General features: G+C 44.7%; 13 protein-coding genes and 2 riboswitches. All 13 genes read right to left on the bottom strand.

What is annotated here, in order from left to right:
* Nucleotides 1-13: 13 nt before the first annotated feature.
* The gene (gene purF, locus HNQ41_RS03430) at nt 14-1,426 is read right to left on the bottom strand and encodes an amidophosphoribosyltransferase (protein WP_184663010.1); all 1,413 of its coding nucleotides are present in this window, start codon (nt 1,424-1,426) and stop codon (nt 14-16) included.
* Nucleotides 1,402-3,630: a phosphoribosylformylglycinamidine synthase subunit PurL gene (purL, locus tag HNQ41_RS03435; protein WP_184663011.1), complete on the bottom strand. Its 2,229-nt coding sequence runs from the start codon at nt 3,628-3,630 to the stop codon at nt 1,402-1,404. Before purL ends, purF begins: the two co-directional genes overlap by 25 nt.
* The gene (gene purQ, locus HNQ41_RS03440) at nt 3,614-4,297 is read right to left on the bottom strand and encodes a phosphoribosylformylglycinamidine synthase subunit PurQ (RefSeq protein ID WP_184663012.1); all 684 of its coding nucleotides are present in this window, start codon (nt 4,295-4,297) and stop codon (nt 3,614-3,616) included. The genes purL and purQ overlap by 17 nt, the downstream gene beginning before the upstream one ends.
* The gene (gene purS / locus HNQ41_RS03445) at nt 4,294-4,554 is read right to left on the bottom strand and encodes a phosphoribosylformylglycinamidine synthase subunit PurS (RefSeq protein WP_184663013.1); all 261 of its coding nucleotides are present in this window, start codon (nt 4,552-4,554) and stop codon (nt 4,294-4,296) included. Before purS ends, purQ begins: the two co-directional genes overlap by 4 nt.
* Nucleotides 4,551-5,261, bottom strand: a complete 711-nt coding sequence (gene purC, locus HNQ41_RS03450; protein WP_184663014.1) for a phosphoribosylaminoimidazolesuccinocarboxamide synthase — start codon at nt 5,259-5,261, stop codon at nt 4,551-4,553. The genes purS and purC overlap by 4 nt, the downstream gene beginning before the upstream one ends.
* 77 nt (nt 5,262-5,338) lie before the next feature.
* Entirely contained in the window at nt 5,339-6,634 is a 1,296-nt protein-coding gene (gene purB / locus HNQ41_RS03455) for an adenylosuccinate lyase (RefSeq protein ID WP_184663015.1), read from the bottom strand.
* Nucleotides 6,631-7,791 carry a 5-(carboxyamino)imidazole ribonucleotide synthase gene (gene purK, locus HNQ41_RS03460; protein WP_184663016.1) on the bottom strand — a complete coding sequence of 387 codons (1,161 nt, stop codon included), beginning with the start codon at nt 7,789-7,791 and terminating at the stop codon, nt 6,631-6,633. Before purK ends, purB begins: the two co-directional genes overlap by 4 nt.
* Nucleotides 7,788-8,276: a 5-(carboxyamino)imidazole ribonucleotide mutase gene (purE, locus tag HNQ41_RS03465; RefSeq protein ID WP_184663017.1), complete on the bottom strand. Its 489-nt coding sequence runs from the start codon at nt 8,274-8,276 to the stop codon at nt 7,788-7,790. The genes purK and purE overlap by 4 nt, the downstream gene beginning before the upstream one ends.
* Before the next feature lie 201 nt (nt 8,277-8,477).
* Nucleotides 8,478-8,579: riboswitch (purine riboswitch) on the bottom strand.
* A gap of 112 nt (nt 8,580-8,691) precedes the next feature.
* The gene (locus HNQ41_RS03470; RefSeq protein WP_184663018.1) at nt 8,692-8,895 is read right to left on the bottom strand and encodes an NETI motif-containing protein; all 204 of its coding nucleotides are present in this window, start codon (nt 8,893-8,895) and stop codon (nt 8,692-8,694) included.
* Between the two features lie 108 nt (nt 8,896-9,003).
* A complete protein-coding gene (locus HNQ41_RS03475) occupies nt 9,004-9,564 on the bottom strand; it encodes an isoprenylcysteine carboxyl methyltransferase family protein (RefSeq protein WP_184663019.1) in 561 nt (186 codons plus the stop codon).
* Nucleotides 9,561-10,658, bottom strand: a complete 1,098-nt coding sequence (locus HNQ41_RS03480) for a type III polyketide synthase (RefSeq protein WP_184663020.1) — start codon at nt 10,656-10,658, stop codon at nt 9,561-9,563. The genes HNQ41_RS03475 and HNQ41_RS03480 overlap by 4 nt, the downstream gene beginning before the upstream one ends.
* Nucleotides 10,659-10,847: 189 nt before the next feature.
* Nucleotides 10,848-12,155 (bottom strand): NCS2 family permease, encoded by a 1,308-nt coding sequence (locus HNQ41_RS03485; RefSeq protein WP_184663021.1) that lies wholly within the window; start codon nt 12,153-12,155, stop codon nt 10,848-10,850.
* 214 nt (nt 12,156-12,369) lie between these two features.
* Nucleotides 12,370-12,471: riboswitch (purine riboswitch) on the bottom strand.
* 1,000 nt (nt 12,472-13,471) lie between these two features.
* Complete coding sequence (guaA, locus tag HNQ41_RS03490; protein ID WP_184663022.1) at nt 13,472-15,010, bottom strand: glutamine-hydrolyzing GMP synthase; 1,539 nt, start codon at nt 15,008-15,010, stop codon at nt 13,472-13,474.
* Nucleotides 15,011-15,043: the final 33 nt, after the last annotated feature.

The raw sequence follows: 15,043 nt of genomic DNA on the forward strand, positions 1-15,043 counted from the left end.
GAAAAATGTGCCGTTACACTTTTTCGTGCGGTCGCATTGTGTGCGGATAAATGTCTGTCGGATAAGAACCAGTAAAACAAGCGAGACATTGACCACAGTCGGTCATACTTGGGTCACGGCCGATTCCTGTTTTCAAACCATCAATACTCATATAAGCTAAACTATCCGCACCCATTTCTTCTTCAATTTCCGCAACTGATTTATTCGCTGCAATGAGCTCACCACTTGTAGATGTATCAATGCCATAGAAACATGGATGTTTAATAGGTGGTGCGCTTATGCGAACGTGAACCTCCTTGGCACCTGCTTCGCGAAGCATATGCACAATTCTTCGACTCGTCGTCCCTCGAACGATGGAATCATCAACCATGACGACTCGCTTTCCTTCAACAACGCCATGAACAGCTGACAGTTTCATTTTCACCCCTTGTTCACGAAGGGATTGCGATGGTTGAATGAACGTGCGGCCGACGTAACGATTTTTGATCAACCCGAGTTCATAAGGAATATTCATTTGTTCGGCATAGCCGATCGCTGCTGAAATGCTCGAATCTGGAACACCTGTTACGACATCTGCTTCAACAGGCGCTTCCATCGCTAACTGTTTGCCGAGATTTTTCCGTGCTGTATGCACATTAATCTCATCTACTAAACTATCAGGACGAGAAAAATAAACGTATTCCATACTACAGATCGCACGATTTGACGGATACGAAAATTGTTCGCTTCGAAGTCCTTGATTGTCGATAATGACTAACTCACCTGGGTTCACTTCCCGTTCATGCGTTGCGCCGATAATATCGAACGCACACGTTTCCGATGAAACTACGTACGCATCGCCAAGTCGACCGATGGAAAGCGGACGTAAGCCGTGCGGGTCAAGCGCGGCCATAATCCCGTCTTCAGTCATTTGTACAAATGCATAAGCTCCTTTAACCATTGATAATGCATTTTTTAAACGATCTTCTGGGCGCTCATACCCGCTTTTCTTTTCCAAATGAGCGAGCACTTCTGTGTCAGAAGACGTTTGAAAAATACTCCCTTGCCGCTCGAGCATATGTTTTAAATCGACGGCATTGACTAAGTTTCCATTATGAGCAAGCGCAAGGCCGCCTGTTTGCGAACGAAACAAGAGTGGTTGGCAGTTGATGAAGTCACTTTCCCCTGCAGTAGAATAACGAACGTGACCAATTGCACCGTGTCCGATTAATGGCTCTAGCTCCCCGCGACTGAACACCTCTGTTACAAGTCCCATCCCTTTATGGGCACGCATCGTCGTACCATCTGTTGAAACGATACCCGCTCCTTCTTGTCCACGGTGTTGTAAGGCATGTAAACCGTAATAACTGATCGTCGCCGCGTCTTCATGACCCCAAATGGCAAAAACGCCACATTCTTCGTTTAAACTTCGGACTTCAGGTAGCATTCAATCGCTCCTTCCCACGCTTCCGTCAACTCTTCTATTGTTGCTGTTGCTTGTCGTTCTCCTGCAGCATCACTGACTGTCACAGTGCTTTGATCGGTGACACGTCCGATGATACGTGCTTCAGGAACAATATTTTCGAATGATTCCGTCATCTCTGTTGGCACAGACACAACAAAGCGCGATGGTGTTTCGGAAAAGGCTTCCGCTAAAAGATCGCCTTTAAGCGTCACATCCGCTCCAAGTCCTGTTCCAATTAACTTCTCAGCTATCGTAACGAGAAGTCCACCCTCAGAAATGTCGTGCGCAGAAGAAATGTACCCTGCACGAATCGCTTCAAGAAGGGCTTGTTGACGGCTCGCTTCTTGTTTCATATCAATAGGAGAAACAGGACCGAATACGTCCCCTTCGATCATTTTTTGTAGCTCACTGCCAGAAAAGTTGGCGTCAGCTTCGCCAATCACATATAACACGTCGCCACTTCGTTTCACTTGCTGGGTCGTTATATGTTCTTGTTTTTCAACGAGTCCGACCATACCAACAACTGGTGTTGGATAGATCGCGCCATTTTGCGTTTCATTATAAAGAGACACATTTCCACTAATCACAGGCGTATTCAATACATGACACGCCTCACTCATACCTTCTGTGGAACGTTCTAATTGCCAATATATCTCTGGTTTTTCAGGACTACCATAATTTAAGCAATCGGTAAGCGCTAATGGTTTTGCCCCAGAACAAACCAAGTTACGTGTAGCTTCTGCAACGACCATCTGCCCTCCGATATACGGATCGAGATACACATAGCGCGAATTACCGTCTGTCGTCATTGCCAACGACTTCTCCGTATCACGAATTCGAACCACTGCTGCATCAGAACCAGGTTGAACAACGGTATTCGCACGGACCATATGATCGTACTGCTGATAAACCCAAGACTTATCAGAAATCGTTGGTTGACTTAATAGAGAAAGCCACGCTTCTTTCATATTTTCAACTTTTGGTTGATACGCCTCTTGTGATTGGAACGTTTCATAGTAGGATGGCTTCTTAGAAGGCGGATAATATGTCGGCGCATCTTCAGCTAATGCATCGGCTGGTACATCTGCCACTTGCTCACCTTTGTGGTATACACGAAAACGTTGATCATCAGTGACTTCACCGATCACAACGGCTGCCAATCCCCAGTGATCAAAGATCTTTTTAATCTCGTCTTCACGTCCCTTTTGAACGACGAGAAGCATTCGTTCTTGCGATTCAGAAAGCATCATTTCGTAGGCGGACATGTTTTCTTCTCGTTGAGGAACATCATCTAAATTCATGATCATGCCCATCCCAGCTTTACTGGCCATTTCCGAAGCTGAAGACGTAAGACCCGCAGCACCCATGTCTTGAATACCCACAAGTGCATCGTGTTTGGTTACTTCCAAGCATGCTTCAAGCAACAATTTTTCCATAAAAGGATCGCCAACTTGAACAGATGGGCGTTTTGATTCAGATTCTTCGCTAATTTCTTCAGATGCAAAAGTTGCACCATGAATACCGTCGCGACCTGTACTCGCACCAACGTACATGACGGAGTTACCGACACCTTTGGCTACACCCTTTTGAATGTCTTCATGATCGATTAACCCGACACACATCGCATTCACAAGTGGGTTTTCTTGATAACACGGCTCGAACTGAACCTCCCCACCGACAGTTGGAATCCCGATACAATTTCCGTAACCTGCAATACCTGCCACGACTTGCTCAAACAAGTAACGAACGCGCGGTTGGTCGAGTTCACCAAAGCGAAGCGAATTGAGCAAAGCAACAGGGCGCGCGCCCATAGAAAAAACGTCACGAATGATGCCGCCAACACCTGTCGCCGCCCCTTGATATGGCTCGACTGCAGAAGGGTGGTTGTGACTTTCAATTTTGAAACCGACCGCTTGCCCATCACCAATGTCGACGATCCCTGCACCTTCCCCAGGACCTTGTAAGACGTGTTCGCCGTCTGTTGGGAAGTTTTTTAACACCGCTTTTGAATGTTTATAACTACAATGTTCCGACCACATGACAGAAAACAAACCTGTTTCCGTGTAGTTCGGTTTACGCCCGAGAATGGTTTCGACCTCAGCAAATTCTGCATCACTTAATCCCATCTCACGATAAATACACTCATCATAGATTTGTTGTGCTGTTGGTTCATGTACGGATAACATCGCGTTCCCTCCATTCTCGCTCCATCGATTCGAACAATTTAGCCCCGTCTGCTGATCCTAGTAAAGTGTGTACAGCACGTTCAGGGTGAGGCATCATACCAAGAACATTTCCTCGTTCGTTTGTAATACCAGCAATGTTTTCAATCGACCCATTGATATTTTTGGCGTACGTGAAAACGATCTGCCCGTTCTCTTTTAATTTGCCAAGTGTCTTATCATCACAATAATAGTTTCCATCACCGTGCGCGACAGGCACCGTAATTTTTTCACCAGCTTCGTATCCTGACGTAAAACCTGTTTGATTGTTTTCAACGATCAGTTCAACATGCTTACATAGAAATGTGAGCTGTTGGTTACGTCTCATCGCCCCTGGAAGAAGGCCTATTTCTAGTAAAATTTGAAACCCGTTGCACACGCCTAGGACAGGTGCCCCTTCTTCAGCAAAACGAACGACTTCACTCATAATCGGGGAAAACTGTGCAATCGCACCTGACCTTAAATAATCACCATAAGAAAACCCACCTGGTAACAACACTGCGTCAAAGCCTTCAAGCGACGTTTCCTCGTGCCAAACGTACGAGACATCGCCATCGAGCACATCTTTAATCGCATGATACATTTCCGTATCGGCATTCGAACCTGGAAAGACGATGACCGCCCATCTCATGATGTGACAACCTCCTCAATTGTAAACTCGTAATCTTCTATGACAGGATTGGCTAATAACTTCTCACACATTTGCTTCACTCGCTCTTCGATGTCAACCTCACCTTCTTCGGCATCAATGGTTAACGTCAAATGTTTGCCGATACGAACGTCCTCTACTTCAGAAAAACCAAGTGTATTTAACGACTGTTTGACTGCACTGCCTTGGGGATCAAGAACTCCTTGTTTCAACGATACATAAACTTGAACAGTAATCATTGTTTTCCTCCTTGTAAGCGGTAATAAATTTCTTCATAACCAGTTTGTAAATCGCCGAGCTGAAAGCGAAACAAATCTTTGTCAAACGGCTCATTCGTTTCTTTATCCCAGAGCCTACATGTATCTGGTGAGATTTCATCAGCTAAGACGATCTTCCCTTCACTATTGAGACCAAACTCAAGTTTGAAGTCGACGAGCGTAATGCCCATGGACAAAAAGATTTCTTTTAACACTTGATTAACCTGAATGGCTTGCGTGCGCATTTGCTCACATTGTTGTTTACTTGCTACACCAAGCTCCCGAATGTGATCCTCATTAATCAATGGGTCACCAAGGTCATCATCTTTGTAGTACCATTCAAAAATAGGCGAATTGAGAACCCTTCCTTTTTCAAACCCGAGATGCCTCACAAGACTTCCAGCCGCGATATTTCGTACGACAACTTCCAGCGGAATGATCTCGACACGCTCGACAAGTTGTTCTGTTTCAGAAAGACGCTTAACCCAATGCGATGTAACCCCTGCCTCTTTTAAACGAGCAAATATTAGACAACTAATCTCATTATTAAGTTTTCCTTTTCCTTCAATTTGCGCTTTCTTCTCACCATCAAATGCGGTTGCCTCATCTTTGTAAGCAATGCGAAAACGGTCAGGGTCATCTGTTGAATAGATTCGCTTCGCTTTCCCCTCGTATAAACAACTCGACATAGCCACACCTCGCTTCCAGACAGAATATTGGCACAACTTTATGTTCACAGGGAGACGACGCTCCCTGGTCTTCCATACTAGTCAATTCCAAGTCTTTGAAAAATCGTGTCGACGTGTGTCATATGATGCTTCGGATCAAAACAAGCATCCAATTGTTCTTTCGTTAATCGTGAAGTAATCTTCTCGTCTGCTTCGATCAATTCACGGAAAAACACCCCACGCTCCCAAGCATCCATTGCCTTCGGTTGCACAAGGTCGTACGCCTCTTCACGCGTCATTCCTTCATCAATTAGTGTCAACAACACGCGCTGAGAATAAATAAGTCCGTACGTGCGATCCATATTCTTCGCCATATTTTCAGGAAACACGGTTAACTTTTCAACGATGGACGCAAAACGACGAAGCATATAGTTCACCGCAATCGTCGCATCCGGCAAGATAATTCTCTCTGCTGAAGAATGAGAAATGTCTCGCTCATGCCACAACGGCACATTTTCGTACGCTGTTTGCATATGGCCACGCAACACGCGCGCAATCCCTGTCATGTTTTCCGAACCGATCGGATTACGTTTGTGCGGCATCGCCGAAGACCCTTTTTGCCCCTTCGCAAAAAACTCTTCGACTTCACGTGTCTCACTCTTTTGCAAACCGCGAATTTCCACAGCCATCTTCTCAATCGACGTCGCAATTAAAGCTAGTGCCGAAACATAATCCGCATGACGATCACGTTGCAAAGTCTGCGTAGAGATCGGCGCCGCTTCTAAGCCAAGTTGCTTACATACGTGCTCCTCAATTCTCGGATCAATATTCGCATATGTACCGACAGCACCCGACAATTTCCCAACACGTACACCGTCAGCCGCACGCTTAAACCGTTCAATATTTCGCTTCATCTCTTCATACCAAAGCGCAAGCTTCAGCCCAAATGTCGTCGGCTCCGCATGTACGCCATGCGTTCTTCCCATCATAATCGTGTACTTATGCTCTTGCGCTTTCGCTTTTAATACCTCTAAGAAATGAGACAAGTCTTGCTCAATAATCTCATTTGCTTGTTTAAGTAAATACGACAAAGCTGTGTCCACGACATCCGTCGATGTAAGTCCGTAATGCACCCATTTTCGTTCTTCACCAAGTGTTTCTGAAACTGCTCGCGTAAAAGCAACGACATCGTGACGCGTCTCCGCTTCAATCTCATGAATCCGCTCAACATCGAACGATGCGTTTTCACGGATCGTTTCAACATCTTCTTTCGGTATTTCCCCTAACTCAGCCCACGCTTCACAAGCAGCTATCTCTACTTCAAGCCAAGCGCGAAAACGATTCTCCTCGGTCCAAATGGCCCCCATCTCTGGTCTTGTATACCGTTCAATCATTGTCCTACTTCCTCCTTACGGTCATCCTGTTGCCAAATTTGTTGTGCTGGTTCACTTTTTTGGATCGCTTCTTCGACTGTTTCTCCTAAAAATGTGATATGCCCCATTTTACGTCCAACCTTCGCCTCGTCTTTTCCGTAAAAATGAATGTGTCCTTTGTTTCCGATCCGTTCATATGACGCATTCACACCAGGGACATGCTCCCCTAATATATTAATCATCACAGCAGGTCGAAGCAAACGAGGGCTCCCTAAAGGACGACCGGTTACTGCACGAATATGCTGAGCAAACTGCGAGGTTTCACACGCTTCAATTGTATAGTGGCCTGAGTTATGCGGGCGCGGCGCCCATTCATTCACGTACAATCTATCGTTTTCATCAAGGAAAAATTCAATCGCAAACGTCCCGACAACATCCCACGCTTTTGCAACGTTTCTCGCAATCTCTTCCGCTTCCAAAGCGATCTTTTCGGACACACGCGCCGGTGCAATCGTACAGTGTAAAACGTTATTTCGATGTTCATTTTCAGCCAGCGGAAAAACCGACATTTCACCATGCGTGTTACGCGTTGCAACAACGGACAATTCTTTTTTCAACGAAACAAACTTTTCAAGGATTAAATCTCCTTTGTCACAAAGATCTTCCCATGCCCGTTTCGCCTCTTGTTTCGTTTTAATGACTCGCTGCCCTTTGCCGTCATAACCACCTGAACATGTTTTTAACACTGCCGCTGAATGCCATTCTTGAAGTGCCTCATCAATATCAGCTCTAGATGACACAGGTCGATAAGGAACGACTTGAGCTCCTACTTCCTTGAAAGCTTCTTTTTCACGAAGGCGGTGTTGACTCACTGAAAGTGGGAAAGATCCTTGAGGCACGTACGATTTTGTTATTAGTTTCTCGAGAACAGGGGTATCAATGTTTTCAAATTCATACGTGACAACATCACTTTTCTCCGCCAGTTTTACGGCAGCCTCTTGATCATTGTATTGACTTGCAAAAATGTCATCTGCAACTTGCGCACACGGTCCCTTCTCATTTGGATCAAGAACAGCGATACGATCTCCCATTGCTTTCGCTGCAAGTGCCATCATGCGTCCAAGTTGTCCCCCACCAATAATACCGATCATTGCGCCTGGTGCTAGGGTTTTCGTCATAACTGATCACTACTTTCTCGCACATATTCAGCTTTTTCAGCGCGTGATTTCACCAATTTGTCTTGAAGCTCTTTGTCTTCTACCGCTAATATTTGCGCTGCTAATAAACCAGCGTTCTTTGCCCCCGCATTTCCAATCGCTACCGTTGCAACTGGAACGCCTGCTGGCATTTGTACGATGGAAAGAAGGGAATCCATTCCATCCAGTGCTTTCGATTGAACCGGGACGCCGATCACCGGTAAAGTCGTCTTCGCCGCAACCATGCCCGGTAAGTGCGCTGCCCCTCCAGCACCTGCAATAATGACTGCGATACCACGCTCTCGTGCGGTCTCGGCATATGTAAACATATCATCAGGCGTGCGATGCGCAGATACAACGCGTTTTTCATACGGAACAGAAAATTCCTCAAGCGTATCAACAGTATGTTTCATCGTTTCCCAATCAGATGTACTTCCCATGATCACACCGACTCGCTTTTCAACCATCCGATTTGCTCCTCCCTCTTTCGTCACGATGACCTGATTTTAAAAATCGACAATATGATGTGAATTTTACGACTTTTTTTCATCAAAAAAAGCGTGTACGCCTACCTTCTGAGAGAGGTACAAACGTACACGCATGAGACACTCGTCACATATTTGCGCACAAGTCCACCATGGGTCGTTTCATACAACCTTGGTACTCGTATCGTTCGTTCACTCCCTCATAGTCCGATGATTTACGGTCATCAGGTAGAAACTTATGGGCCATATTCCCAAGATTATATGAGGAAATCTTTGATCATTTTGTTATGTTCATCTTATCAATTATGAGAATATCTGTCAACGCAAATATCGAACGTTTACATATATACTATCTTATAATGTTCGTATTTCATCCAAAAATCTTGTTGCATAAAAGCTATTCTTGTTGCCTTTTCCCTTCAAACATAATTTGCTGACGAACGACTTCCACTTCCGTCTTGCCGTTTCGTTTCACCTCTTGATATACCGGTTCCTCCATACGCCTTACAGGGAGATATCCTTCTTTTTTCATCCGATCTAGACATGCATCAATTGTTTCCCCTTCTTGAACATAAAACTTTTGCTTCTTTTTCTCCGCCATTTCCATTCTCCTTTTACTCTCATCATTTTCTATATTGTACAAAAAACACAAGGCGATGGACATGCCTTGTGTTGATTTTGATACGTTAGGATTTTTTCATTTCCACAATTAATCTGGAAGCCAATACGAACTGAATGAAGACGGCTCCTCTCTTTCTTCCATGATTTCTCTTAATGCTTTTTCTTCAGTCGGCAGACGAACACATAAGATCATATAAGCATTCAGAATCGTAAACACCACCGCTGTCCACACCGCACCGACGATCAATGGTAATAAGAGAATTTCTAGTGCAACGACGACGTAGTTCGGATGGTTAAACCAGCGATAGGGCCCTTGACGAACGCGATTTTCTTGTGGAATGACGAAGATTTTCGTATTCCAATATCGCCCTAAGGTTGATAGAGTCCACGCTCTAAGAACCTGAACAATCATGAATAAAGCAAACAATCCCCCTGTCCACACGCTCCAAGAAGCGCCTCCACGCGTGATGACTTCAAACAATAATGATACAAAGAAAGCGACGTGTAGCCCAACAATCCACGGATAATGTCCACCGCCAACTTCCTTTGCATTTCGCGCTTTCAACCACCGCTCATTTCGTTTCGCCAAACGCATTTCCAACACCCGTAAGATGATCACAGCAAGAATGAGCACAATCGCAAACATCATGATACCTGCCTCCATTCAAGTAAGACACATTCAGCACTAAAGCCCGGACCAAGCGCCATCATTAAACCATATTCTCCATGGTTTGGTGCACCTAGCATCGTCTTCTGCAAAACATAAAGAACAGTTGGAGATGACATATTTCCGTGTTGTGCGAGAACCTCCCGTGCATTTGCTGTCATTGACTCATCATAGCCTAACGCATCTTCATAGGCCTTTAGCACTTTTTTACCACCTGGATGCGCAACCAAACGGCTGATGTCACCAATATCGATTCCGTATTCGTGCAAAAACGCTTCGACATTCGGTTTCAACCAATCGCGAATAATAGACGGAATGTCTCTTGAAAAAATGACATGGAATCCGTCATTTTGAATATCCCACCCCATGACATCTTCCGCATTTCGCATCAACACTGACCTCGTTCCTAAAATAAACGGAAGCGAACGTTGATTAAGGTCTTCTGTCATCTTGACTTCATCACCAATGACAAGCGCACAAGCGACACCGTCAGAAAAAAGTGAAGTACCGACAAAATTACTTTTACGGTCATCATGGCGTTGAAAAGATAAGCTCGATAATTCAACAGAAACAACGAGTACTTTCGCATCTGGATAAGCTAAACAATATTCATAAGCCCGACTGATTCCTGCGGCGCCCCCAGCACAACCAAGACCCCAAATCGGTATCCGTTTCGTCTGTGTAGAAAAAGGTAAGCGGTTCATCATCCGCGCTTCGATCGTAGGTGTGGCAATTCCTGAGCTAGAAATAAAAATGATCGCATCGATATCTTCATAATCAGTGGGAACTTTTAGAAACTGCTCGTTTGATAAGCACGATTTAACGGCTTCTGTAGCGAGGTTCGTCGCTTCTTTTATATACAAATCATTCCGATCTTTGAATGAATGTTCTTGTGTGAACCATTGTTTCGGGACTGCGAACTGGCGGCTTTGAATACCACCGTTACCAAAAACGCGCAGTAAACGATCCATATCTGGAAAGGACTCATAAAATATATCTCGAATAATTTCTTCGGTTTCTTTTTGGGTCATGTGATATGGTGGGCACTGTTTTGCGACAGATGCAATGGCCGGCATGGATATCCCCTCACTATTCTTTCGTTTTTTGTTAGGGTGTTCCATCAAATTCCTAATTACTCATGAATTGGGACATTTTTGCGATTTGATTCATTTGTGGTGTTTACCCTATAAAATATCACGTTCATCAAAACGCTATTTACATAAAAAAGGACCTCCCCATATTGAGGAAGCCCTTATACGTCAAATCTATAAAAATATGAAATAAGCTAGGAAAACGAAAAACAAGACGTACATAATCGGGTGTACTTCTTTAAATCTCCCTTTGCACAACATCGTGACTGGATACATGATAAAGCCCATCGCAATGCCTGTTGCAATACTATACGTAAGTGGCATCGAAACGACCGTTAAAAACGCCGGTACAGCAATCTCAAATTGCTTCCAATCGATATTCCCAAGAGAACGCGCCATCAATACGCCGACGATAATTAATGCTGGCGCTGTGACTTGCTCCGTAACTACAACGAGAAGAGGCGAGAAAAATAACGCAACCAAAAACAACCCTGCTGTGACTACCGACGCAAATCCTGTTCGAGCCCCTGCAGCAATTCCTGAAGCAGACTCCACATAAGCAGTCGTCGTCGATGTACCTAAGACCGCACCGATGGATGAAGCTGAAGAGTCCGCTAAAAGCGCACGACCAGCACGCGGAAGCTTGTTATTTTTAATAAATCCAGCTTGATTTGCTACACCGTAAAGTGTGCCTGATGTATCAAAAAAGTCTACAAACAAGAACGTAAGAATAACGATAAATAAATTCAACGTAAAAATTTCAGATAAAGGCATTTCACCGAACGGGGTAAACAATGCACCAAAGGTTGGCTCTAAACTCGGTACAGCCCCTACAATATTTGAAGGCGTATCAATTAACCCTGTCACAACACCTGCTATCGCTGTTACGATCATTCCGTAAAAAATACCACCTCGAAGCCCGATAGCCATAAAAATGACCGTGGCAAACAAGCCAAAAACAGCTAGCACTGTGTAAGGGTTCGTCATATCCCCAATTTGCACAAGGGTTGCTTCTTCGGCAATGATGATTTCAGCATTTTGCAAACCGACAAACGCAATGAAAAGACCAATACCAGCTGCAGCTGCATTTTTTAGCACCGCTGGGATCGCATTAATAATTAATTCCCTAATTCCTAACAACGAAATAATGATAAAGATGATACCAGAAATGAAGACACCTAATAATGCCGTTTCCCACGGAATCCCCATTCCAAGAACGACGGAGAACGTGAAGAAAGCGTTTAGCCCCATACCTGGTGCGAGCGCAATAGGATAACGAGCGACAATCCCCATAATCAGTGTTCCAATCGCGGCTGCAAGAGCTGTTGCTGTAAATACAGCACCTGTATCCATGCCGGTTGGTTCAAGGACACTCGGGTTAACGAACAAAATGTACGCCATAGCCAAGAACGTCGTCACGCCACCGATTGTTTCCTTTTTGTAATTCGTGTTTAATTCGTTAAAACGAAAATAGCGTTGCATCGTTTGTGTATCCCCCTACAAAATATTGTAGCGATCTTTAATGGAATCTTGTTCGGAAGATGAGATAGAAGACGAAAAAAGCCTAATCCTCCGGAGCGGTTCAATAAGATTGGATTGAAATCTTATTACACCTGTTCACTCGAAAAATTAGGCTTCTCTACAAATCGTATACAAACGACGCAAGAGTATATACACAGAATAAAAACTGTCTATTTATTCTCTTCACATCGTTCGTAGTCAAGTTATTTACGGTAACCTGGTAGAGACTCTCGAGCCTTATCCTCGAAATTATACGAACAATGATTCCTATATTATCGCTCAATTAATAGTTTAAAGCTACACACCCTCATTGTCAACGCTAAACACGAATGATTTATGACATGACAAACATTTTTGTTCGTTTTTCACTGAAAGTGGGACGAGGTTACTAGCCTCCAATTCTAGTAAGTGCAGATCGTGGAATTGCTGCGGACATTGGTTCCGTTATTCCTCTTAAAATCGCCATTTTTAGCATGTTTTCGGACATGAGTTCCGCTATTTGCAAAAAATCATCCGTTTTTATACCTTTTTTGCAGAGATAACGGAACATATGTCCGTTTCCTAAATCAAAATAACGGTTTTCGCCTAAATAACGGAATGAATGTCCGCACCAGTATCACTGCAACCAACTCGAGCTCGCGTTCAAGCGCCTTTCGCTTTTCTTTCTGTCTAGCTTCAACGCCTGCGAGCTCGAGGTCACTTCAGGCCTTTTCTGAAGCCAAAAAGCGGCTTAACTTCCCTGCTACTCCAAAGAGCGTTACACCGGCGAACTTCCACAAGGATGTGGTGACTTCGATGTTCCCGCAGGACGCGGGGAATTTAATCGAAGTTCTACTTTTGCGATTTGCCTCGACGGATACACTACAAAGCTATGCTAGAAGAGGAAGAGGCAGCACTTGCTCCTGCGCCACTTCGTTTGCTCGTCGCAGATAAACCGCTGTCGCTCGCGTTCAAGGCGTTTCAGCTTTTCTGCTGTCTAGCTTCAGTCGCTATCGGCTCGAGGTCACTTCAGGCCTTTTCTGAAGCCAAAAAGCGGCTTAACTTCCCTGCTAATCCAAAGAGCGTTACACCGGCGAACTTCCACAAGGATGTGGTGACTTCGATGTTCCCGCAGGACGCGGGGAATTTAATCGAAGTTCTACTTTTGCGATTTGCCTCGACGGATACGCTACAAAGCTATGCTAGAAGAGGAAGAGGCAGTGCTTGCTCCTGCGCCACTTCGTTTGCTCGTCGCAGATAAACCGCTGTCGCCGATGGGCAAGCGCCTTACGCTTTTCCTATTCCCATTCGATGGTGGAAGGTGGCTTGGATGTAATGTCGTACACGACGCGGTTGACGTGTGCAACCTCGTTTACGATACGCGTAGAAATTTTTTCTAGCACATCGTATGGGATACGGGCCCAATCGGATGTCATACCGTCAACGGATGTTACCGCTCGTACACCAACAGTGTAATCGTACGTACGTGCATCGCCCATTACCCCGACACTGCGCATGTCAGGAAGCGCCGTGAAGTACTGCCAAATTTCACGATCGAGGCCTGCTTTTTTAATTTCGTCACGTAAAATCGCATCAGATTCACGAACAATCTCAAGCTTGTCCTCAGTAATTTCTCCGAGCACACGGATACCAAGACCAGGTCCCGGGAACGGTTGACGCCATACAATATCATCTGGAAGCCCTAGCTCCGTACCAACTTTACGAACCTCATCTTTAAATAACGTGTTTAATGGCTCGATCAAGTCAAATTTCATGTCTTCTGGTAGTCCACCTACGTTATGGTGGGACTTGATCGTTTGCGCTGTATCGGTTCCACTTTCAATGATGTCCGTATAGAGCGTCCCTTGTGCCAAATAATCCATATCCTTTAAGCTCGATGCTTGTTCTTCAAACACGTAAATAAATTCATTACCAATGATCTTACGCTTTTCCTCTGGGTCGGAAACACCTTCCAGTTTACCTAGGAAACGATCTTTCGCATCAATTTTGACGACATTCATATCAAAGCCTTCTGAGAATGTATCCATCACGCTGTCTGCCTCGCCTTTACGCAATAGACCGTGATCGATAAACATACAAGTCAATTGATCACCAATCGCTTTATGAACTAAAGCCGCAACAACGGAAGAGTCGACACCACCACTAAGCGCACAAAGAACTTGGCTATCACCGACAACGTCGCGAATTTTACTTACTTCCATATCAATGAAGTTTTCCATCGTCCAGTTTCCTTCACATTGGCAAACTTCATAAACAAAATTACGCAATAGATCGTCTCCGTACTCACTATGACGAACTTCTGGGTGGAATTGTACACCGTAAAAGCCACGGTCAACATCACTCATCGCTGCAACAGGGCAAGAATCGCTTGTCACATCAACCGTAAAACCTTTAGGAGGCTCGACAACTAAATCACCATGGCTCATCCATACCGTTTGCTCTTTAGGCAATTCCTTGTACAACGCATTCTCAGCTTCTACATTAATTGTTGCTTTCCCATATTCACGGTGATTTGCCGCTTCGACACTTCCTTGAAAATGGTGCGTCATAAGCTGCATCCCGTAACAAATCCCTAGAATTGGAATCCCTAATTCGAAGATCTTTTCATCACAGCCCGGAGACCCTTCTTCATAAGCACTGTTCGGCCCTCCAGAGAAAATAATACCTGTCGGGTTCATTTCACGAATCTCTTCAGCAGTGATCTTGTGAGAATGAAGCTCACTAAAAACACCTAAATCACGAATTCGACGGGTAATCAGCTGGTTGTATTGCCCACCGAAGTCGAGCACAATGACTTTTTCTTTAATCTCTTCCATTGTCCATCCACCTTTTGTGCTTCGATTTTTTTA

The organism is Texcoconibacillus texcoconensis, assembly GCF_014202575.1.
Taxonomy (GTDB): Bacteria; Bacillota; Bacilli; order Bacillales; family Salisediminibacteriaceae; genus Texcoconibacillus; species Texcoconibacillus texcoconensis.